17 protein-coding genes and 2 pseudogenes are annotated in these 20429 nt (G+C 74.1%); 4 read left to right on the top strand and 15 right to left on the bottom strand.

Annotated elements, in window-relative coordinates:
- Nucleotides 1–230 (bottom strand): annotated as a pseudogene (locus JNW98_RS08310) (4'-phosphopantetheinyl transferase); the annotation flags it as partial.
- Nucleotides 227–1105, bottom strand: coding sequence for a metallophosphoesterase family protein (locus JNW98_RS08315; protein ID WP_223767455.1), 879 nt, complete (start codon nucleotides 1103–1105; stop codon nucleotides 227–229). The gene JNW98_RS08315 and the pseudogene JNW98_RS08310, both read right to left, overlap by 4 nt.
- A 240-nt stretch (nucleotides 1106–1345) precedes the next feature.
- Between JNW98_RS08315 and JNW98_RS08320 the strand changes: the two genes are divergently transcribed.
- A complete protein-coding gene (locus JNW98_RS08320) occupies nucleotides 1346–3043 on the top strand; it encodes a serine/threonine-protein kinase (RefSeq protein WP_223767456.1) in 1698 nt (565 codons plus the stop codon).
- Nucleotides 3044–3087: 44 nt separating this feature from the next.
- Here JNW98_RS08320 and JNW98_RS08325 read toward each other — a convergent pair whose 3' ends face one another.
- From JNW98_RS08325 to JNW98_RS08335, 3 genes are all read right to left on the bottom strand, one after another.
- Complete coding sequence (locus tag JNW98_RS08325; RefSeq protein ID WP_223767457.1) at nucleotides 3088–4278, bottom strand: cytochrome P450; 1191 nt, start codon at nucleotides 4276–4278, stop codon at nucleotides 3088–3090.
- A gap of 68 nt (nucleotides 4279–4346) precedes the next feature.
- The gene (locus tag JNW98_RS08330) at nucleotides 4347–5288 is read right to left on the bottom strand and encodes an aromatase/cyclase (protein WP_223767458.1); all 942 of its coding nucleotides are present in this window, start codon (nucleotides 5286–5288) and stop codon (nucleotides 4347–4349) included.
- Nucleotides 5289–5341: 53 nt separating this feature from the next.
- Nucleotides 5342–6127, bottom strand: coding sequence for an SDR family NAD(P)-dependent oxidoreductase (locus JNW98_RS08335; RefSeq protein ID WP_223767459.1), 786 nt, complete (start codon nucleotides 6125–6127; stop codon nucleotides 5342–5344).
- Nucleotides 6128–6325: 198 nt separating this feature from the next.
- Between JNW98_RS08335 and JNW98_RS08340 the strand changes: the two genes are divergently transcribed.
- Nucleotides 6326–6769 (top strand): nuclear transport factor 2 family protein, encoded by a 444-nt coding sequence (locus JNW98_RS08340; RefSeq protein ID WP_223767460.1) that lies wholly within the window; start codon nucleotides 6326–6328, stop codon nucleotides 6767–6769.
- 72 nt (nucleotides 6770–6841) lie between these two features.
- Here the strand turns inward: JNW98_RS08340 and JNW98_RS08345 are convergent, their stop codons facing one another.
- From JNW98_RS08345 to JNW98_RS08365, 5 genes are all read right to left on the bottom strand, one after another.
- Nucleotides 6842–7105 (bottom strand): acyl carrier protein, encoded by a 264-nt coding sequence (locus tag JNW98_RS08345; RefSeq protein WP_223767461.1) that lies wholly within the window; start codon nucleotides 7103–7105, stop codon nucleotides 6842–6844.
- A 13-nt stretch (nucleotides 7106–7118) separates the two neighbouring features.
- On the bottom strand, nucleotides 7119–8396 hold the full coding sequence (locus JNW98_RS08350; protein ID WP_223767462.1) for a ketosynthase chain-length factor: 1278 nt from the start codon (nucleotides 8394–8396) through the stop codon (nucleotides 7119–7121).
- Nucleotides 8396–9667 (bottom strand): beta-ketoacyl-[acyl-carrier-protein] synthase family protein, encoded by a 1272-nt coding sequence (locus JNW98_RS08355; RefSeq protein ID WP_223767463.1) that lies wholly within the window; start codon nucleotides 9665–9667, stop codon nucleotides 8396–8398. Before JNW98_RS08355 ends, JNW98_RS08350 begins: the two co-directional genes overlap by 1 nt.
- Before the next feature lie 133 nt (nucleotides 9668–9800).
- A complete protein-coding gene (locus tag JNW98_RS08360; protein ID WP_223767464.1) occupies nucleotides 9801–10580 on the bottom strand; it encodes a thioesterase II family protein in 780 nt (259 codons plus the stop codon).
- Nucleotides 10577–11347 carry a cyclase family protein gene (locus JNW98_RS08365; protein ID WP_223767465.1) on the bottom strand — a complete coding sequence of 257 codons (771 nt, stop codon included), beginning with the start codon at nucleotides 11345–11347 and terminating at the stop codon, nucleotides 10577–10579. The genes JNW98_RS08360 and JNW98_RS08365 overlap by 4 nt, the downstream gene beginning before the upstream one ends.
- 242 nt (nucleotides 11348–11589) lie before the next feature.
- Between JNW98_RS08365 and JNW98_RS08370 the strand changes: the two genes are divergently transcribed.
- A complete protein-coding gene (locus tag JNW98_RS08370; protein ID WP_223767466.1) occupies nucleotides 11590–12237 on the top strand; it encodes a response regulator transcription factor in 648 nt (215 codons plus the stop codon).
- 43 nt (nucleotides 12238–12280) lie between these two features.
- Here JNW98_RS08370 and JNW98_RS36535 read toward each other — a convergent pair.
- A pseudogene (locus JNW98_RS36535) lies at nucleotides 12281–13372 on the bottom strand (sensor histidine kinase); the annotation flags it as partial.
- A gap of 259 nt (nucleotides 13373–13631) precedes the next feature.
- On the opposite strand from JNW98_RS36535, the gene JNW98_RS08380 reads away from it, so the two are divergent.
- Nucleotides 13632–14441, top strand: coding sequence for an AfsR/SARP family transcriptional regulator (locus tag JNW98_RS08380; protein WP_308015524.1), 810 nt, complete (start codon nucleotides 13632–13634; stop codon nucleotides 14439–14441).
- A gap of 121 nt (nucleotides 14442–14562) precedes the next feature.
- Here the strand turns inward: JNW98_RS08380 and JNW98_RS08385 are convergent, their stop codons facing one another.
- The 4 genes from JNW98_RS08385 to JNW98_RS08400 form a co-directional block, all read right to left on the bottom strand.
- Nucleotides 14563–14856, bottom strand: coding sequence for an antibiotic biosynthesis monooxygenase family protein (locus JNW98_RS08385; protein WP_223767467.1), 294 nt, complete (start codon nucleotides 14854–14856; stop codon nucleotides 14563–14565).
- 79 nt (nucleotides 14857–14935) lie between these two features.
- On the bottom strand, nucleotides 14936–15751 hold the full coding sequence (locus tag JNW98_RS08390) for an SWIM zinc finger family protein (RefSeq protein ID WP_223767468.1): 816 nt from the start codon (nucleotides 15749–15751) through the stop codon (nucleotides 14936–14938).
- Nucleotides 15748–18804, bottom strand: coding sequence for a DEAD/DEAH box helicase (locus JNW98_RS08395; RefSeq protein ID WP_223767469.1), 3057 nt, complete (start codon nucleotides 18802–18804; stop codon nucleotides 15748–15750). Before JNW98_RS08395 ends, JNW98_RS08390 begins: the two co-directional genes overlap by 4 nt.
- Before the next feature lie 153 nt (nucleotides 18805–18957).
- On the bottom strand, nucleotides 18958–20148 hold the full coding sequence (locus JNW98_RS08400; RefSeq protein ID WP_223767470.1) for a class I SAM-dependent methyltransferase: 1191 nt from the start codon (nucleotides 20146–20148) through the stop codon (nucleotides 18958–18960).
- Nucleotides 20149–20429: the final 281 nt, after the last annotated feature.

The raw sequence follows: 20429 nt of genomic DNA on the forward strand, positions 1-20429 counted from the left end.
CAGCGCGGCGCGCCCCGCCGGCCGGGCAGCAGCGGCCCGGGCGGGAAGCCCAGCCGGCCGAGGGCGGCGCGGGCGCACACCCGGACGGTCGCGAACTCGTGCAGGCGCTTGGGGACGGCCCGGGCGACGTGCGCGGCCTCCTCGGGGTAGAGGAGGCTCACCGGGTCGTCCGGGGCGTCGGTGAAGGCGTGTTCGGTGACGACGGAGGCGGGCAGGAGGGCGGCGATCACCAGACGGCTCCGGGCGCGTCGACGGGCTGGGGCAGGATCTGCCGGAGCGGCTCGCGGGGCGGCCGGGGCCGCCACTCGCGCGGGTAGCCGACCGACACCTCCTCGAAGCGCACCCCGTCGTAGTGCGTGACGCGGGGGATGTGCAGGTGGCCGTAGACCGCGGCGGCGGCGCGGAAGCGGACGTGCCAGTCGGCGGTGAGCTCGGTGCCGCACCACTGGGCGAAGTCCGGGTAGCGCAGGATCCGGGTGGGTTCGCGGACCAGCGGCCAGTGGCTGACGAGGACCGTCCGCGTGTCGGGGCCGAGCTCCGCGAGCCGGCGCTCGGTGTAGGCGACGCGCGCCCGGCACCAGTCGTCACGGGTGGCGTACGGGTCGGGGTGCAGGAAGTGCTCGTCGGTGCAGACGACGCCCGCCTCGTAGGCCCGGCGCAGCGACTCCTCCTTGGTGTCCGCGCCTTCGACGCGGAAGGTGTAGTCGTAGAGCGTGAACAGCGGCGCCACGGCCACCGGGCCGCCGTCGCCCTCCCACACCGGGTAGGGGTCCTCGGGCGTGGCGACGCCGAGTTCGCGGCAGAGCTCCACCAGGCTCAGGTAGCGCTTCTCGCCGCGCAGGTCGCAGGGGTCCTTGGGCGGGGTCCACAGCTCGTGGTTGCCGGGCGCCCAGATCACCTTGGCGAAGCGGCCGGCGAGCAGCCGCAGCGCCCACTCGACGTCGGCGTACTTCTCGGCGACGTCGCCGGCGACGATCAGCCAGTCGTCGTCGTGGGTGGGGCGGAGGGTCTCGGTGAGGGCGCGGTTCTCGGCGTGGGCGATGTGGAGGTCGCTGACGGCGAGGAGCCGTCCGGACGGGTGGGGCGAGGCTTGCGGGTGGGGCACGGTCTGACGTCCTTTTCGCTTCTCGCGTCGTACGCGTCTCGTCTCGTACGCGTGAACTGCTGCGTGAACTGCTGGTGGCTTCCCGGTGGGTTCACCGCTGGTCCGGCGGCTCCAGGCCCGTGTCCCGCGCCCGGCCCCCCACGCTAATACGGCGGTCCGGCCGGACGGAAGGGAGGAAGGGAGGCAGGGAGCGCGGAGGGGGTCGCGGTGGACCCGCCGCGCGTGGCCGATGATGGGGGCATGACCAACGACGGGGGAAGGGCGAATCAGCCCACCAGTTACGACCTGCGGCCACCCGCCACGGCCTGGCCGAACCCGTACGCGGACCCGGCGGCGCCGCCGGTGACCCAGGACCCGGCCGCGCTGTCCGACGCGCCCGGCGCCGCGGCGGGACCAGCCGGGGGACCGGTGACGGCCGTGGGGGACCCGGGCGCGGGCCGCCGGGTGGGCGGCCGGTACCTGCTCCGCTCGCGGCTCGGCCACGGCGGCATGGGCACGGTGTGGCGGGCGCACGACGAGGTGGTGGACCGCGAGGTCGCGATCAAGGAGCCGCGCGTCCCCGACCACGTCCCGGAGTCGATGCGGCAGAACATCCACCTTCGGATGCAGCGCGAGGCCCGGGCCGCGGCCCGCGTCGCGCACCCGTCCGTCGTCGCCGTGCACGACGTGGTGGTGGAGGAGGGCCGGCCCTGGATCGTCATGGAGCTGGTCAAGGGCCAGTCGCTGGGCGACCGGCTGAACGAGGGGACGCTGGACGCGCGCGAGGCCGCGCGGATCGGCCTGGCGGTGCTGGGAGCACTGGAGGCCGCGCACGAGGCCGGGGTGCTGCACCGGGACGTCAAGCCGGACAACGTGCTGCTCGGGCGGCACGACCGGGTGGTGCTCACCGACTTCGGCATCGCGCAGATCGAGGGTGAGCAGGGCCTCACGGAGACCGGCGGGTTCATCGGCTCGGCCGAGTTCGTCGCGCCGGAACGGGCGTTGGGGCAGCGGCCCGGTCCCGCCTCCGACCTGTGGTCGCTGGGCGTCGTGCTGTACGCGGCCGTCGAGGGCATGTCCCCGTTCCGCCGCTCCAACACGAACGCGACGATGCAGGCCGTGCTCTCCGCCGAGCCGCCGCGGCCGACCCGGGGGCCGGACGGCTTCACCGACATCGTGATGCGCCTGCTGCGCAAGGAGCCGTCCGCCCGGCCGACGACGTCCGAGGTGCGCGCGGCGCTGGAAGAGGTGGCCCGGCCGGCGCCCGTGGCGCCCGTGGTGACGGCACCGGCGGCCGCGGCCACCGGCAGCCGGTGGATCCCGCCGGTGCTGCACCACAAGCGGAAGACGCAGTGGTCCCTGGGCATCGGCGTCGTCGTGGTGGGCGCGGCCGTCGCGCTGCTCGCGATCAACCCGTTCGGCTACGGGCCGGCGACGCCGCTGCACTGGAAGGTCGTCGACGAGCCGGAGATCGTCAAGGCGTCGGTGGCAGTGCCGGAGGACTACGTCAAGGACGTCAAGCCCGACGAGAAGTGGGTGCTGTTCAACGATCCCGGCGGGGTGTACCGCGTCTCGCTGTGGATCGAGACCGATCCGGCCGCCGGCTCCACCCCGTCCGCCGACGCCGAACGGGTCGATTCGGCCCGCGAAGAGGCCGCCCAGCGCAAGGCGGCCTTCGAGAAGGCCGCCGTCAGCGACGTCTCCGACGCCCGGGTGCTGGTCGACTCCCTGTCGACCTTCGACGGTCGTGAGTCGGTGGAGATGACGACGACCTACCGGAAGACCGGTGCCGGGGAGCAGGAACCCAAGTTCGTCCGCCGCACCCGCGTCATCGTCAACAAGGCCAAGGACACCGCCTGGTACCTGGAGGTGACCATGCCCGAGAAGGGCAAGGCGCGGACCGACGGGGACAAGCTCTACAAGGAAGTCCTGCGCTACCTCAAGCTCAAGGAGAAGTGAGGTGCGGCCGGGGGCCGTGGGGGGCCGCCCCCGGCCGCACGGTCTCAGGCCCGCACCAGGCGCAACGGGAGCCGGCTCGCCGCGAAGAAGCCCGTCGGGTCGAGGAACTCCACCGGGGTCTCCTCGGGCACCCGGAACTCCTTGTAGCGGCCGAGCAGTTCGGTGAGGGCGACGCGCGCCTCCAGCCGGGCCAGCGGGGCGCCGAGGCAGACGTGCGCGCCCTTGCCGAAGGAGAGGTGGCGGTTGGGGCGCCGGGTGATGTCGAAGGTGTCCGGGTCGGGGAACGCCTCGCCGTCCCGGGCCGCCGACACCAGGGCGACGCTGACCAGCGCGCCCTGCGGGATGGTGTGGCCGCTGAGCTCGACGTCCCGGGCGGCCCTGCGGTCCAGCCAGATGAGCGGCGAGCGGTAGCGCAGCACCTCCTCGATGGCGGTCGGCAGCAGCTTCCCGTCGGCGCGGATCCGCGCGGTGGCCTCCGGGTGCTCGTCCAGGCAGAGCAGGGCGTTGCCGATGAGCGCGCTGGTGGTGAGGAAGCCGGCGATGAGCAGCAGCCCGAGGAAGCCGACGATCTCCTGGTCGTCCAGCCGGCGGCCGTCGGTGTCGGCCCGGATGAGGTCGTCGATCAGGCCCTCGCGGGGCGTCGCCCGGCTCCGGCGGACGAGGTCGACGAGGTAGGCGTTCATCTCGCGGATGGCGGGGGCCATGGCCGCGACGCCCTCCTCGCTGCGGACGGCGTCCACGCCGTTGTCGACGAGGATCGCGTAGGCCCACTTGCGGAAGAGGGGGTGGTCCTCCTTGGGCAGGCCCATCACCTCGGCGATCACGGTGACGGGCAGCGGGTGCGCGAGGTCGGCGACGACGTCGAGGGTGTCGCCGCGCTCGTCCACGGCGTCCAGCAGCTCGCGGGTGACCTCCCGGATGCGCTGCTCCAGGCCCTCGACGAAGCGCGGGGTGAACGCCTGGCTGACCAGGCCGCGCAGGTCGCGGTGGCGCGGCATGTCCATGTTCTGGAAGTTGCCCGCCTGGAACGCGGTGAGCTCCTCGACGTCCGGCATGAACTCGCTCATGTCGTTGGAGAACACCTCGTGGTCCTGCATGACCCGCAGCCCGTCGGCGTAGCGGAAGACCTGCCACCGCCCGGAGGCGGGGTCGTGGCTGACCGGCTCGTCCCGGCGCATGCGCGCGTACCAGTCGAGCGTCCTGCGCATCTCCTCCGAAACGTGCGGACCACCCATGGGCTTCTCTCCTCGTGTCATGACGTGCTGTTCGGCGTGCGGTGGGGGACGGGCTGCGGGGGACCGGCTCAGGCGGCGCGGCGGGCTTCCGCGTACTCCTTGGCGTGGCCGAGCGTGGCGCGGCTGTTGGTGCTCAGCGCGTGCTGCACATAGGCGCGGGAGTCGGCCACGGTCTTGCCCTTGCCGAGGACGCGCTCCACGGCGTCGGGGCGGAGGATGACGGTGTGCTGCGAGGTGACGTCCACCCCGTCGCCCGCGGGCACGACGGTCCAGCGGCCGGTGTGCGCGGTCATCAGGGCGGGCACGGTGGTCTGCTTGTAGACGATCCGGTCGGTGCCGAAGACGACCCGCACCGACTCGGTGGTGTGCGTGGAGCCGTCCGCCGCGCGGGTGTCCATGGCGAGGGTCTGGACGCCGTCCTCGTCGGTGAAGTCGAGCCGGGCGACGTGGGGGAGCCGTTCGGGCCACAGGTCGGCGCGGTCGAGGAAGTCGAAGACGTCCTTGCCGTCGGCGGCGATGTGGACGGTGTCCTCGAACGCGAACATCAGCTCGCCGAGCCGGTCGTGCTCCTCGGCGATCCGCTTGATGCCGGCGAGTTCGGCGTCGCTGTTGCGGTCGAGCGCCGTGCGGATCCAGGACTCGCCGTCGGGGGCGTCGTCGACGACGGTGAAGTCGTGGTGCAGCTTCAGCACCGAGCGGTCGTCGCCGGCCGGGGTGACCACCCAGGTCCCGCCCATCGAGGCCACCGGCGCCGCGGACACCTCCTGGCGGAAGGTGACGGTCAGCTTCGCCTCGTCCAGCTCGCGCCGCGAGACCCAGGACTTCACCTCGTCGTTGGCGGTCGCCCAGATCCGGATGCGCTCGGTACCCGGGCCCTGCTCCAGGTGTTCCACGTGGACGTTGGGGGTGAAGAACTGCGGCCACCGCGTCACGTCGGCGATGATGCCGTAGACCGTCGCGGCGGGCGCGTCGATCTCCGTCGTGTGCAGGGTGTGATGCCTCTCGGACACCTCGGACCTCTCTTCGGTGCTCTGTCGGGGTGGTTGCAACGGCCGTCCGGTGCTCAGTAGTTGCCGAGTCCGCCGCAGACGTTGAGCGCCTGCGCGGTGATCGACGCGGCGGTGTCCGTGACCAGGTGGCCGACGAGCCCGGCGACCTCCTCGGGGGTGGAGTAGCGGCCCAGCGGGATCTTCGCCTGGAACTGCTCCAGGATGTCGTCCTCGGTGGTCTTCCAGGCGGCCGCGTAGCCCGAGCGCACCCGCTGGGCCATCGGCGTCTCGACGTAGCCCGGGCAGACCGCGTTCACGGTGATGCCGCTGGGGGCCAGCTCCTTGCCGACGGCCTTGGAGAAGCCGATCACGCCGTGCTTGGACGCCGAGTAGGGGGCGGCGAGGACCACGCCCTGCTTGCCCCCGGTGGAGGCGATGTTGATGATCCGGCCCCAGCCGCGGTCGCGCATCCCGGAGTGGTTGAGGACCTCGCGGGTGACCAGGAAGACGCTGTTGAGGTTGGTGTCGATCACGTCGTACCAGAGCTCGTCGGCGAGGTCGGCGGTCACGCCGCCGCCGTTCCGGCCGGCGTTGTTGACCAGGACGTCGATCCGCCCGTACCGCTCGACCGCGGCCGCCACGAGGGCGCGGACCGAGGCGACGTCGCGGACGTCCGCCGCGGCGCCGTCCACCTCCAGGCCCTCGGAGCGCAGCTCCTCCGCGGTCCGCTTGACGGCGTCGGCGTCCCGGGCGCAGAGGAAGACCGCCAGGCCGTTCCTCGCCATGTCCCGGACGACCGCCAGGCCGATTCCGCTGGTGCCGCCCGTGACCAGGGCGACCCGCCGTTCACCGTTCCCCATGCTGTGCACTCCCTCCGGCATCGTGGCGTTCACCGTGACCGGCCGGACTCGAATCGAGGTCGAACAGTGCTGGACGGGCGGCTCCAGCGGCCGTCGAGGACGCTCGGCCAGCATGTGCGTCCGCCCGCGCCCCGTCGCGCGGGCGGGAGACCGCACCGGGTCCACGAAGGACCGACCGCGCCCACCGGAAGGAACGCCATGACCGTCACCGACACCACCACGGCCGCCGGCTTCGCCGCGCTCTACCAGCAGGTCCAGCAGTTCTACGCGGAGCAGATGCACCTGCTGGACACCGGCCGGGCGGAGGAGTGGGCGGAGACCTTCACCGAGGACGGCGTCTTCGCCGCCAACGCCCACCCCGAGCCCGCCGCCGGCCGGTCCGTCATCGCGGCGGCGGCCCGCAAGGCCGTGGACGACTACGTGGCGCGCGGCATCCAGCGCCGGCACTGGCTCGGCATGGTCTCGGTCACCGAGCGCGGCGACGGCGAGGTGGCCGCCTCCTGCTACGCCCTGGTCGTCGAGACCGGGCGCGGCGGCCGGCCCGAGCTGCGGGCCAGCACCAGCTGCGACGACGTGCTGGTGCGGCGGGACGGCCGCTGGCTGGTCAAGGACCGGCAGGTGCGCCGGGACGACCTGGGCTGACACATTCACGGAAGACGCCGTCCGCCCGGAGCGCTGCTCCCGGCGGACGGCGTCCGTCGTATTCGTGGCGCGTCAGTTCGCGGCCGGCGTGCTCAGCCGCTCGTTGACGTACGTGAGCAGCAGGCGCGGGGTGGTGGCCTCGGCGACGGTCTCGTCGGGGAGGGTGATCCCGTAGTCGCGCTCCACGCAGCCGGCGGCCTGGAGGACGGCGAGGGAGTCGTACCCGAGGTCGGTGAAGGGGACGTCCAGCACGTCGCCCTCCAGGTCCACGCCCTCCTCCTCGCCGGCGCAGTCACGGAGCAGGCGGGTGAGCTGTTCGATGGTCATCTCGGCCATGGCAGGCAACCTTTCAGTGGTGGGTGCGGGGGCGCGCGTCGCCCGTGATCACGGCGGCGGCGTTGAAGCCGCCCTGGCCGCGGGCGAGGACGAGCGCGGTACGGACGGGTCCGGGCCGGGCGTCGGTGACCAGGTCGAGGGCGTACTCCGCGGCCGGTTCGGCGACGTGGACGGTCGGCGGGATCACCGCGTCCCGGACCGCCAGCAGGGCGGCGGCCACGTCGAGCGACGCGCCGCCCGCCGAGAGCCGGCCGGTCATCGTCTTCGGCGCGGTCACCGGGACGCCGCGCGGGCCGAAGAGGCGGCGCAGCGCGTCGGCCTCCTGCCGGTCGAGCTCGGGGACGCCGGCCGCGTCCGCGAAGACGACGTCGACGCCGGCGGGGGCGATCCCGGCCTCGGCGAGGGCGAGTTCGGCGGCGCGGCCCAGTCCCGGCTCGCCGTCGTGGCCGGGCGCTGGGTCGAACGTGGCGGCGTATGCGGCGAGTTCGCCGTAGACGCGGGCGTCGCGGTCCCGGGCCGAGCCGGCGTCCTCCAGGATGAGGATCGCGCCGCCCTCGCCGGGCACGTGGCCCCGGGCGTCGGCACTGAACGGCAGGTAGGCGCGCGCGGGGTCGGTGGCGGTGCTGATCCGGCCGCCGGAGAGCAGGGCGGTCCAGCCCCAGGGGCAGATCGCGCCGTCCACGCCGCCGGTGACCATCAGGGCGCTGCCGCGCCGCAGTTGGCGGCGGGCCTGGGCCAGCGCGTCCAGGCCGCCGGCCTGCTCGCTGACCAGGACGCCGCTGGGGCCGCGCAGTCCGTTGCGGATGGAGATCTGGCCGGTGTTGACGGCGTAGAACCAGGCGAAGGACTGGTACGCGCTGACGTACTGGCCGCCCTTGCTCCACAGCGCCTGGAGCTCGCGCTGGCCGAACTCGAAGCCGCCCGCGGAGGCCGCGGTCACCACGCCGCCCGCGAAGTCGGGGAGGGCGGCGGTGTCGACGCCCGCGTCGGCGAGCGCCTCGTCGGCGGCGGTGAGGGCGAGCCGGGTCATGTGGTCGGTCTGCGGCAGCAGCCGGCTGGGGATGTGGTCCTTGGGCTCGAAGCCGGGGACCTCGCCGGCGAGGGTCGCCGGGTAGCCGGAGGCGTCGAAACGGGTCACCGGGCGGATGCCGGGCCGGCCGGCGAGCGTCGCCGCCCACCAGGCTTCGGTGCCCAGGCCGTTGGGGGCGGTGACGCCGATGCCGGTGAACACGGCCCGCGCGGTGGCGGGACGTCCGGCGGAGGCGGGCGCCTCCCGGGTCGCGGTGGTCATCAGACGGCCCTCCGCTCCGGCCGGGCGAGCACCATGGCGCTCTGGAAGCCGCCGAAGCCGCTGCCGACGCTCAGCACGGTGTCGACCCGGGCCTCGCGGGCGGTGAGGGGGGTGTAGTCCAAGTCGCACTCCGGGTCCGGCTCGTGCAGGTTGGCGGTCGGCGGGATGACGCCGTGCTCGACGGCGAGCGCACAGGCGGCGATCTCCAGGGCGCCGATGGCGCCCAGCGAGTGCCCGATCATCGACTTGATCGAGCTGACGGGCGTCGCGTAGGCGTGCTGCCCGAGGCTCCGCTTGAACGCGGCCGTCTCGTGGCGGTCGTTCTGCTTGGTGCCGGAGCCGTGCGCGTTGATGTAGTCGACCGCCGTGGCGTCGGTGCGGGCCTCGTCGAGGGCGACGCGGATGGCCTCCGCCATCTCCACGCCGTCGGTGCGCAGCCCGGTCATGTGGTACGCGTTGCTGCGCGAGGCGAAGCCGGAGATCTCGGCGTAGACGTGCGCCCCGCGGGCGCGGGCGGCCGCCAGCTCCTCCAGGACGAAGACGGCCGAACCCTCGCCCAGCACGAACCCGTTGCGGGTGCGGTCGAAGGGGCGCGAGGCGTGCTCGGCGTCGTCGTTGCGCGGGGTGGTGGCCTTGATGGCGTCGAAGCAGGCGACGGAGATCGGGGAGATCGGGGCGTCCGTGGCCCCGGCCACCATGACGTCCGCGCTGCCCTCCCGGATCAGCTCCACCGCGTGCCCCACGGAGTCGAGGCCCGAGGTGCAGCCGGTGGAGACGACGGCGGTCGGCCCCTGGGCGCCCACGGTCCAGGCCACCTCGGCGGCGAACGAACTGGGGACGAAGTGGCCGAAGAGGTGCGGGACGGCGTACGCGTGGTCCACCAGCCAGCCGGAGCCGCCGTCGCTCACCACGTTGTACTCGGTGTCCAGGCCCATGGTGGCGCCCACGGCGCTGCCGATGGTGACGCCGAGCCGGTGCGGGTCCAGGGCCTCGGGCTCCAGGCCGCTGTCTGCGACGGCCTCGCGGGCGGCGACCACGGCGAATTGGGCGGCCCGGTCCATGCGCCGGATCTCCTGGGGGCGCAGCCCGGAGGCGGCCGGGTCGAAGTCCACCTCGGCGGCGACCCGGGAGCGGAACGAGGACGCGTCGAACAGGGAGATGGCCCGGGTGGCGGTCCGGCCCTCGGTCAGCAGCGACCAGAACGGCTTGGTGCCGCCGCCGCTCCCGGGGGCCACCACGCCGATGCCGGTGATGACCACACGCCTGCTCATCGCGGACCACCTGCCCGTGCCGTACCGGGCCGGGCCGCCCGGAGGGGATGACGGGCGCGCTCTGTCTTCACGGGCGCTTCCTCTCTGTCCTGTGCTGATGCCTTGCGGTGGCTCCGACGGTCCGGCAGAGCCCTCAAACCCTGCTCGACCCGGAGCGGAGCCCGCCCGCCGCGGCCGCCGGCTCCCGCAGCAGCGCGGCGAGTTCGGCCAGCAGCAGCCGGGGGAGGGCCGGTTCGCGGACGAAGAAGTGGTCGCCGGGGACCGTGCGCAGCGTGAAGCCCTCGGGGGCGTAGCGCTGCCACTCGCCGGCCCACGGGACGGGCACCACGGCGTCGGCCCGGCCGGCCAGCGCGAGCACCGGGACGGGCAGCGGCCCGGCGGGACGGGCCCGCAGCGCCTCGGCGAGCCGGAAGTCGTCGCGCAGGACCGGCAGGACGGTGCGCCGCCAGAGGGCGCCGGCGCGGGCGTCGAGGGCGAGGCCGGGGAGCATGCCGAGGGTGCGGAGCCGTTCCAGCAGCACCGGTTCGGGCAGCCGCGCGGCCTCGCCCGGCGCCAGCGGCCCGGGCCGGTGCGGGGGCGGTACGGCGCCCAGCACCAGGCGCTCGGGGAGCCGCCGGCCGGACGCGCGCAGCTCCTCGGCGAGCGCCGCCGCGACGAGTCCGCCGAGGCTGTGCCCGTAGAACGCGAACGGCCGGTCGAGCAGCGGGTCCAGCCGCTCCACGAGGTGGGCGAGGAGCGGCCCGGGGGCGGTGACGCGCGGTTCCCTGGCCCGGCTCTCCCGGCCGGGCAGCAGGACGGGCACGACCTCCGCGGCGTCCCCCCAGACGCGCTGCCAGCGGGCGAAGCAGGAGACGCCGGCGCCCGCGTGGTGGAAGCAGAACAGCCGGGCCCGGGCCGGGTGCCGGCCGGTCACCCGTCCACCAGCGCCACGGCACGCGTCCAGCCGGCCCCGCCGCCCTTGATCTTCACGGGGAAGCAGGACACCTGGAATCCGGTCGGCGCCGGCAGGTCCTCCAGCCGGAGCCGCTCGATCTGGCAGTACTCGCGGCGGCGGCCGGCGAAGTGGGCGGGCCAGAGCACCGACGGGTCGCCGGTCTCCTGGTACGCCTTGATCATGTGGGTGAACGGCGCGTCGAGGCTCCACGCGTCCGTGCCGATGACCCGTACGCCGAGGTCCAGCAGGTAGTCGGTGGCCGGCCCGTCGAGCCCGGCGAAGTCGGTGAAGTAGCGCGGGGTGCCGGCGTGCCGGGAGGCGCCGGTGCGCAGCAGGACGATGTCGAGCGGATCCGGCTGCCGGCCCAGCCGCTTCAGCTCCCGCTCGATCCGGTCGACGCCGATGACGCCGGTGCCGGCGTCCGACACGTCCAGCAGCATCCCCGGGCGCAGGAACCAGTCGAGCGGCATCTCGTCGATGTTCCGCGGCCGGCCGTAGGTGCCCGTGGAGCCGTAGTGGGACGGCGCGTCCACGTGCGTACCGGTATGGCTGGTGAGGGTCAGCGTGTCCAGTGAGAGCAGCTCGCCGCCCGGGAGTTCGGCCGGGTCCAGCTCCAGACCGAAGTGCTTCCTCATCTCCTCGCTCATGTGCCGGGCGCCCTCGGCGGGCGTCATGACCTCGTGGCGGACGGGGTCGGGCTCCCAGCCGTCCGCGTCGACGGGCTGGGACAGGTCGATGATGCGCAAGTCGCCCCCCTGGCAGTGGGTTCCGGTCCCGGCCGCGGTCGCGGCGGAACGCGGATCACTGTGCGCGTCCCCCCTAGAGGACGGATCGAGGGCGCCCCACCGGCCGTACGGGCGGCGGTGGTTGACCGGCGATCCAGTCCGGCCCGAGGCGCGCGGCGCAGGGTCGGGGAGACGGCGCGGTGACACGGGGAATCGGGACCGCATAGGGTACGGTTCCGACGGTATGTGCCAAAGGGGGCCCGATGATCAGCGTTCTCCTCGCCGAGGACGAGCACTTGATACGCGGCGCGCTCACGGTGCTGCTGGGCGAGGAGTTCGACCTCCGGGTCGTCGCGGACACGGGCCGGGGCGACGAGGTGCTCCCGCTCGCGCTGGAGCACCAGCCGGACGTCGCCGTCCTGGACGTCAACCTGCTGGACGTGTCCGGCCTCGACGTCGCCGAGCAGCTGCACCGGCACGTCCCGTCCTGCCGAGTGATGATGCTGACCAGCCTCGGCACGCCCGGCACCGTGCGGCAGGCCATCGAACGGGGCGTCAACGGCTACCTGTTGAAGGACGCGGCCCCCGGCGCGCTCGCCGAGGCCATCCGGAAGGTGGCCGCCGGCCACCGCGTGATCGCGCCCGAACTGATGCTGGCCGCGTGGGAGAGCCGCACCAATCCGCTGACGCCCCGCGAGACGGAGATCCTGCGCTGGGCTTCCGAGGGGCGGGCCGTCCGCGACATCGCCGCCGCCGCGCAGCTCTCGCCCGGTACGGTCAGGAACTATCTGAGCAGTAGCATAGCCAAGCTGGGGGCACGGAGCCGCCTGGACGCCGTGCGTCTCGCGAGGGAGGCGGGGTGGCTGATCCCGGCCCCTGGCCGCGCCCCTTCCCAGGACACGTCACCGTGAGCAGGAACCATCCGTCGGTGGTGTTCCGTACCGTGCACCGGCCGCCCACGGCCGACACCCGCGCCGCGAGGTTCCGCAGTCCGTGGCCGCCGGGCGACGTGCCGTCCGTGGGGTGCGCGGGGTCCGGTACGCGTTCCTCGGGCCGCCGCGGCGGGCGGCGTACGCCGTCGTTGCCCACCTGGAGCTCCACGCCGTCCTCCCGGCTCCGTAAGAGGATCCGGCACCGGGACGCCTCGCTGTGCCGCAGCAGGTTGGTCACCGCCTCGCGGAGCGCGATGGCGAACACGTCCTCGGTCTCGGCCGTGAGGGCCACGCCGGGGTCGAAGCCGACGGTGGCCGTGACGCCCGCGCTGTCCAGCAGCGAGCGGGCGTTCTCCACCTCCCCGTGGAAGGTGAGGTCCTGGAAGCCGTGGGCCATGGACCGCAGGTTGCTCAGCGCCTCCCGGGTGATGCCCATCAGGCCCCGGAGCTCCGACCGCGCCCGCTCGTTCTGCGTCCCGAGGTACCGGTCCGCCATCTCGCCGCGGATCGCCGCCATGGTCAGCCGCGTCGCCAGCAGGTCGTGCAGGTCGCGCGCGATGCGCACCCGTTCGTCCTGGGCCGCGCCCCGCACGGCGCTGGCCTGCGCGTGCCGCATCCGCGACAACTGCCGCACCATGCGCATCAGTGCCGCCACGCTCAGCCCGATGGCCAGGGTGACCGCGGTGACCGTGAGCGTCTGGTCGAACGGCAGGTCGCTGTGCCGGCCCATCACCCAGGCGCCGGCCACCAGCACGGCGAACGCGCTCCTGCCCCGCCAGCCCGGGACCAGTGCCAGAGCCGAGCCCGCCGCGAACCCGGCCATCCCGGGCCATTCGACGGAGAACGCGAAGACCGGCAGGTAGGTCAGGACGGTCTGCAGGGCCAGGGTGAACAACAGCCGCTCGCAGCGCGGCCGGCCCGCCGCCGGAAGGGTGTGCAGCACCTGCAGGACGACCAGCACGGGGAACGACAGCCCCCATGCGACGAGGGCGTCCGGTGGGGCACCGGACGCCAGCAGCGCGTACAGGCCGGTCAGCCCGACCCCGCACTGGAAGGTGGTGATCACACCCACCGTGGTCCACGCCGAGGCGTGGTTCTTCCTCCACCAGCTCATTGGCTCCCCCGATGCCTGTTCCGCTGTCGATCCACATCGTAAGCACGGACGTTGCCGCAGCGTATGGGCGAGGTAACAGCTTCGACCGGCTCATTCCCGGGCCCCTTCCGCGCTCATGGCCGCGGAGTATATGAGGGATGCACAAGAGGGCATGTGCAAGAATCACAGGCCCCCTCGTGCGGAACGCCCTGGAGAGGGCGGCACCGGAATGGAACCCTCGGTTCACGGCTTCAAGTCGCGACCGATCGAAGGGTTGACCGTGCAGTTGAAGATCGGGGTCCTCGGCCCCCTCTCCGTCTCCCACAACGGCAAGTCCATCGTTCCGACCGCCGGGAAACCGCGGCAGATCCTCACCCTCCTCGCCCTGCGCGCCGGCCGTGCGGTGCCGGTGGCCACCCTCATGGAGGAGCTCTGGGGGGACGGCGTGCCGCGCAGCGCCGCCACCACCCTCCAGACGTACATCCTCCAACTCCGGCGGCACATCGCCGCGTCCCTCCCGGCCGGCTCCACCGCGGGCCCCAAGGAGATCCTGTCCATGTCCTTCGGGGGCTACCGGCTCACGGCGCCGGTCAGGGCCCACGACTTCGCCGAGTTCCAGGAGCTGGCGCTGCGCGGCGGCACCGCGCTGGAGGCGGGCGACGCACGCAACGCGGCGGACATCCTGCGCCGCGCCCTGGACCTGTGGCGCGGCCCGGCCCTGGAGGACGTACCGCGCGGCGTCGTCCTCGAACTCCAGGCCATCGGCATGGAGGAGGCCAGGACCCAGGTGCTGGAACAGCGCATCGAGGCCGAACTCCGGCTCGGCCGGCACTCGTCGCTCATCGCCGAGCTGCGGATGCTCACCGCGCAGCACCCGCTGAACGAGAACATCAGCGCCCAGCTGATGGTTGCCTTCTACCGCTCGGGCAGCACCTGGCGGGCGCTGGAGGAGTTCCGGCGGCTGCGCGACAGCCTCAGCCGGGAGCTCGGCATCGAGCCGACGCCGCGGCTCCAGCGGCTGCATCGCTCGATCCTGAGCGGGGAGGGTGAGTTCGAGGCGGCAGGGCAGGGGCAGTTGCTCGCCGGCTAGTACGGACGACGGCATGCCGGCCGGTCGCCGGGCGGAGGCGGTGGCGGGCCGGAGGTACGGGAGCGGGGCCGGGCGCGGGGATTCCTCCCGCGGCCGGCCCCGCGCCGTCCGTCTCGGGGCGTCAGGCGGCGTCCCGCTCCAGGACCGGGACGTAGACGTTCGGCTCGCTGGTGGCGAGCGCGCGCAGCGCCGTGGCGTGCGGGACGAACGCCGGCTGCTTCAGCGCCGCGTCGAAGTGCTCCCGGCTCTCCCACTCGGCGACGTTGACGTACGCGCCCGGCAGGTCGGCGTGGCGGACGAGGCGGTGGCGCAGGAAGCCGGGCTGGGCGGCGAAGAACGCCGAGGTCTCGTCGAAGGCCCGCTCGAACTCCTCGGTGGAGCCGTGGACCTGGAAACGGTTGACGAACGTGATCACAGCGGTTGCCTCTCGGTGGTGGCGGGGACTCTCGTCCCCGCCATGCTGGCGCCGCCCGCTCGACGGGTGCTCGAACGCCTCAGGCGCCGCCCCCGGCGGTCCGCCACGCGTGCGCCGCGGCCCGCTCCACCGCGCCGGCCAGCCACTCGGCGTCCCCCGGGGTACCGCCCGGCGGCGGGCCCAGGCGGCGCAGCCGGCGGGCGGGGTCGGCGGGCGGCTGCGGGTGCAGTGGGACGGCGGACAGGTCGCCGCCGGTGAAATAGCCGTCTGCCGAGGGGAGTTCGGACGCGGGGACGCTCTCCGGGCCCGCCGCCGCCTCCGCGCCGCCGCCGGAGCGGGCGGCCCGCAGCTCGGTCAGCAGCTTCTCCCGGCTGCGCCCGCGCAGGGTGGGCAGCAGGAACGGGTTGTCCTCCAGGGAGTTGGCGAACGTGTAGTGCACGGCGGCGCCGTGGGCGCACGGGTCGCCGGTGTCCCGGCAGTCGCAGCGGGAGGACAGCTCGCCGCGCCGCGGGAACAGGGTGAGCCCGGCCTTGCCGAAGGTGTCGTCGATGTTCTCCGGCATGCGGCCCTCCAGCAGGGACGCCGCGTGCTGGAGCTGCCCGGCGAGGACCCGGACGCCGGCCGTCCACTCGCTGTCGCTGAAAACGGGCAGGTGGAGCGTCACCTCGCAGCTGCTCTTGGGCAGCTCCACCCGGGCGGTGACCTCGCCGGGGCGGACCGTCAGCCCCTGCACCGCGCCGTTGCGGGCCAGCGTACGGCCGCGCGGCAGGCGGGGATTGGGGTAGGTGGCGCCCAGCGACTCCAGGGCGCGGATCCAGCGCCTGCTCCACCAGGTGCTCCCCAGGGCGGCAGGCTTCTCGCGGGTGGCCGTGCTGCGGCGGGTGGCGGTGCTCATGCCGTCTCTCCTGTGGCTGCCGAAAGGGTCGGGTCGCCCGCGCCCGTGGACTCCTCCGAGTCGGCGAGGCGGACGAGGGCGCGCAGGGCGTCGTCGTCGAGCTCGGCCAGCCAGGTCTCGCTCGTGCCGACGACGGCGTCCGCGAGGGAGCGTTTGCTCTCCAGGAGCGCGGCGATGCGTTCCTCGAAGGTGTCGGCGGTGACCAGCTTGTGCACGTGCACGGTCTTGGTCTGGCCGAGGCGGTGGGCGCGGTCGGTGGCCTGGTCCTCGACGGCGGGGTTCCACCAGCGGTCGTAGTGCAGGACGTGCGAGGCGCGGGTGAGGTTGAGGCCGAAGCCGCCCGCCTTGAGGCTGATGATGAGGATCGGGGACGCCGTGTCGTCGTGCTGGAACGCGTCGACCATCGCGTCGCGCCGCTCGGGCGGGGTGCCGCCGTGCAGGAACGGTACATCGTCCAGGCCGAGTTCGGCGGCCAGGTGGCGGGACAGCAGGTCGCCCATGACGCGGTACTGGGTGAAGACCAGCGCCCGGTCGCCCGCCGCCACGGCCTCGCCGAGCATCTCGGTGGCCCGCATCAGCTTCCCGGAGCGGCCCGCGAGCGAGCCGGTCGCCGTCGTCTCCTCCTCGTGCAGGTACTGGACCGGGTGGTTGCAGATCTGCTTGAGGTGGGTGAGTAGCCGCAGGACGTTGCCCTGCCGCCGGCTGCCGGTGCCGAGCCCCTCGTCGCCGTCGAGCGCGTCCGCGACGGCCGCGCGGTAGAGCCGGGCCTGCTCGGCGGTGAGGTCGCAGGGAACCGTGGACTCCATCTTGGCCGGCAGCTCGTCCACCACCGCGCTCTTCAGCCGTCGCAGCACGAACGGCGTGACGACGGCTCGCAGCCGCTCGGCCGCCTCCTTGTCGCCGTCGCGCTCGATCGGCCCGGCGAACTGCTCCTTGAACCGCCGGTGTGAGCCGAGCAGTCCGGGGTTGGCGAAGTGGGTGATGGACCACAGCTCCGACAGCCGGTTCTCGACCGGGGTGCCGGTGAGCGCGACCCGGGACCTGGCCTCCAGGCGCATGGCCGCGCGGGCCGTCTGGGCGGTGTGGTTCTTGATCTGTTGCGCTTCGTCCAGGACGACGAGGTCCCAGTCGACGGAGGCGAGCAGGTCGGCGTCCAGGCGCAGCAGCGCGTAGCTGGTGACGACGACCGCGCCCGGGGCGAACGCGGCGGGGTCGGTGGCCCGCCGGGTGCCGTGGTGCCGCACGACGGTCAAGCCCGGTGCGAACCGGGCGAGTTCGCGTTCCCAGTTGCTCACCACGGACGTCGGGCAGACGACGAGCCGGGGGCGGTCGCCGGTGCGTCCGGCGAGCAGCGCGATGGTCTGGAGGGTCTTGCCGAGGCCCATGTCGTCGGCGAGCAGCGCGCCGAAGCCCAGGTCGGTGAGGGACTGCAGCCAGGCGACGCCGCGCCGCTGGTAGTCGCGGAGGTCGGCGTGCACGCCGGTCAGGTCGGGTTCGGTGCGCCGGCCCGCCTCGCGCAGCCGGGCGACGAGGTCGGCGACCGAGCCGTCGGCCACGGCCGGGACGTCGCCGAACTCGTCGGTGCGGTGGCGGCCGCACAGCGCGATGGAGAGCGCCTCGGCGGTGGAGAGCCGGCCGGTCTTGCCGACCAGCCCGGCCAGGTCGTCGATCCGGTCCGGGTCGAGCCGGACCCAGGTGTCCCGCCAGGGGGCGAGGGGTTCGCCGCGGGAGGCGAGGAGGGCGACCTCGTCGGGGGTCGCCGGCTCGTCGCCGACGACGGCCTCCCAGCGGTAGGTGACGGTACGGCCGGGGGGCGCGCCGGCGTTCTTGCGCGCGGTCCTGCGGGTGCCGACGCGGAGGCGGGGGGCGAGCACGTTGCCGTGCCCGCCGTTCTCGCCGTGCTTGTCGTGGCCGCCGCTCAGCGCGTCCGGGACGGCGAGGCCGATGCCCGCGGTGTGCAGGGCGGTCGCGGTGTCGCCGAACAACTCGGCGGCCTGGAAGGGGTTGAGGAGGACGCGGACGGGCCGGCTCTCCTCCAGGGCGGCGGCGAGCGGCCGGAACACGCGGGCCGCGCGGCCCAGTCCCTCGGTCAGCGCCTCCTGCGGCCCGGCGAGGACGCGGCCGGCGACGGCGAGGGTGCCGGAGCCGGAGTCCCAGACCCGCTCGGCGGAGACCAGGGTGCCGGGCTCGTCCACCGCTTCGACGTGGAAGGTCAGCGGCCAGAGCGCGTCCGGCCCGGCGGGCGTGCCGAGGCGGAGGCAGAGCCGGGCGGCGGCCCGTTCGCCGCCGCCGGCCTCCGCCCACTCCGCGAGCCGCTCGGGGGTGAGTCCGGCGGGGGCGGACACGTCGGTGGCGCCGGCGAGCGCGGCCGTCCAGGAGTCCGCCGGGGCGGCGGGGGACTGGGCGCGGGCGCAGGCGTCGGCGACGGCGTCGCAGAACGCGGTGAGCAGGGCGAGCGGGGACCAGACCCGCGCCTCCCCGGGGGTGCCGTCGGGGGAGGGGGCGGTGGTGCGCAGGGCGTGGGCGGCGGCGGGCAGCGCTTGGGCGAGGGCCGCCAGTCGGGGGTCGCCGCCGGTCTCCGCCCGCCAGTGGGCGCGGACCCGGCCCTCGCCGGCCTCGCTCAGGGCGGGGACCAGGTGGCCCGCGGTGACGTGCTCCAGGGCGAGCCGGGCGGCGACGGCCCAGGCGCGGACGGAGTGGTCCCAGAGGTGTTCGGGGACGGCGTGGGCCTCTTCGGCGCCTTCCTCGTCCTCCTCGTCCTCCTCGTCCCCATCGTCCTCATCGCGGGCGGCGGCCAGGGCGGCCAGCGCCCCGACCGCCTCGCCGACCGGCACCAGCAGCGCGGGGACGTCCGCGTCCACGAGGGAGCCGCCGTGCGGCAGGAGGGTGGGGAGCCGGGTGCCGGCGGCGGCGCGGGCGGCGGGCAGGCCCAGGGCCGCCGCCTCCGCCGCGGGCTCCGGGGTGCCCCAGAAGGCCATGGCCCCGTCGCCCGGCACGTCGGGATCCGGAACGAACGTCGCCTGCAAGCGGCCGGGAAACTCCGGCGTGCCCATACAGCGTTCCCATCTGTTCGGAAATACGGACTCCAGGAAGGCGGACAGCATAACCAGGCAATGCCGGAATTTCACATGGAGCCGGTGGAGGGCGTATTTCCGAGGGGCGGAGTGAGGTGTTCCGGGAGCGTTCCCGGGCACTCCCGGACGGGATTATTCGCCGTCCGCCGCCGCCGTGTACCAGCTGTACGGGTCGACGTCCCGCGGCACCCAGGACGGAGCGCCCTGCTCGGCGTTGAGGGCCTTCTCGATCACCACCAGGTTGTGGTGGACGTGTACCGCGGCGATGTGGCGGTCGGTGTATGAGGGCTCCTGCCCGGGGGTCTCCGGGCGCTCCTGGTGGTTCAGGCCGTCCAGCAGGGTCTTGACGAAGCCCATGGAGGTGCCGGCGTCGGTGAGGTCGGCGGCGTTGCCGCCCCAGCCCGGCCAGTAGGCGGTCTGGGTGTCCTCGATGACGTAGAGGCCGCCCGGGCGGAGGTGCCGGAAGAGGCTCCCGAAGGAGGTGAGGACGTGGTGGTTGAGGTGGCTGCCGTCGTCGATGACGATGTCGAACGGGCCGGTCTCGGCGGCCAGGCCCTCCAGGTACGCGGGGTCGCCCTGGTCGCCGCGGAGCGGATGCAGCCGGGGCTCGGCGATGCCGTGCTTCTCGTAGATGTCCAGGCCGTACACCGTGCCCCGGCGGAAGTAGTGCTTCCACATGCGGAGTGAGGCGCCGCCCTGGTCGGGGGCGTCATAGCCGCCGATGCCGATCTCCAGCAGGGTGACGGGGTCGTTCCGCAGCGGCGCGAAGTAGCGGTCGTAGTGCGGGGTGTACCAGTGGCCGCCCCACTTGTCGGAGCCGAAGCGCACCGCCAGCTCGTCCAGCGAGCGCTCGGGCCGGGACAGCGCGCCGGCGAGCTGGTGCAGGGCGGTGACGGCCGCGGCGCGCTCGGCGTGCTCGGGGTCGGCCGGGTCGAAGCTCGGCCGCTCGGGCTCGGTGATCCGCAGCTCGCGGGTGGCTTGGTGGCGGCCGGGCGCGGTGCCGTACAGGGCGCGGAGCAGCTCGACGAGGTCCTGGGCCAGGTACGCGCGGGCGCCCTCGGCCGGGCCCGGCGCCACGTCGGCGGCCCCGCCGCCCAGCGTGACGGTGTACTCCAGCCGCTCCCCGCCCAGCCGCAGGACCACCCGGACGGCCGTCTTGACCGGCGGCTCGGGGAAGAGCGGGGCGCGGGAGGCCGCCTCGCGCAGCAGGGCCTCGGCCGCGGGCCGGGCGCCCAGCTCGGCGAGGCCCGCGGCGGCCTCCGCGTCGGACCGGTCGGCCAGGGCGATGAGGCGGGTCTCCAGGCTGATGGCGGGTGTCGGCATGCGGGCGCTCCTTGGGCTGGCGGGTCGGGGGCCGGGGGCCGGGGATGCGACGGCCTCTCGGTGACGGGGTCGCCGCCACGCTAGGAACGGCCCCTTGAGGGCGGCTCGACCTGCCCGGGGAGGCGGGGCCGGACCGGCGGCGGCCCGACGGTGGTCCGATGGCGATCCGGTGGCGGTCCGATGGCGGCCCGGCGAAATCCGGCCATCCCGCCCCTTTTCGGCCGGATATTTCGCCGGGGTAATTCAGAGCCGCATTTACCCGTCAATGTCAAATCATCCGG

This window comes from Streptomyces huiliensis, assembly GCF_020037025.1.
Taxonomy (GTDB): Bacteria; Actinomycetota; Actinomycetes; order Streptomycetales; family Streptomycetaceae; genus Streptomyces; species Streptomyces huiliensis.

Bases quoted from the DNA above. Each gene is read 5' to 3' on its own strand.
- JNW98_RS08350 (WP_223767462.1), bottom strand. From the start codon at position 8,396: ATGACCACCGCGACCCGGGAGGCGCCCGCCTCCGCCGGACGTCCCGCC.
- JNW98_RS08390 (WP_223767468.1), bottom strand. From the start codon at position 15,751: ATGAGCACCGCCACCCGCCGCAGCACGGCCACCCGCGAGAAGCCTGCC.
- JNW98_RS08320 (WP_223767456.1), top strand. From the start codon at position 1,346: ATGACCAACGACGGGGGAAGGGCGAATCAGCCCACCAGTTACGACCTG.
- JNW98_RS08345 (WP_223767461.1), bottom strand. From the start codon at position 7,105: ATGGCCGAGATGACCATCGAACAGCTCACCCGCCTGCTCCGTGACTGC.
- JNW98_RS08395 (WP_223767469.1), bottom strand. From the start codon at position 18,804: ATGGGCACGCCGGAGTTTCCCGGCCGCTTGCAGGCGACGTTCGTTCCG.
- JNW98_RS08370 (WP_223767466.1), top strand. From the start codon at position 11,590: ATGATCAGCGTTCTCCTCGCCGAGGACGAGCACTTGATACGCGGCGCG.
- JNW98_RS08335 (WP_223767459.1), bottom strand. From the start codon at position 6,127: ATGGGGAACGGTGAACGGCGGGTCGCCCTGGTCACGGGCGGCACCAGC.
- JNW98_RS08325 (WP_223767457.1), bottom strand. From the start codon at position 4,278: ATGGGTGGTCCGCACGTTTCGGAGGAGATGCGCAGGACGCTCGACTGG.
- JNW98_RS08340 (WP_223767460.1), top strand. From the start codon at position 6,326: ATGACCGTCACCGACACCACCACGGCCGCCGGCTTCGCCGCGCTCTAC.
- JNW98_RS08400 (WP_223767470.1), bottom strand. From the start codon at position 20,148: ATGCCGACACCCGCCATCAGCCTGGAGACCCGCCTCATCGCCCTGGCC.
- JNW98_RS08355 (WP_223767463.1), bottom strand. From the start codon at position 9,667: ATGAGCAGGCGTGTGGTCATCACCGGCATCGGCGTGGTGGCCCCCGGG.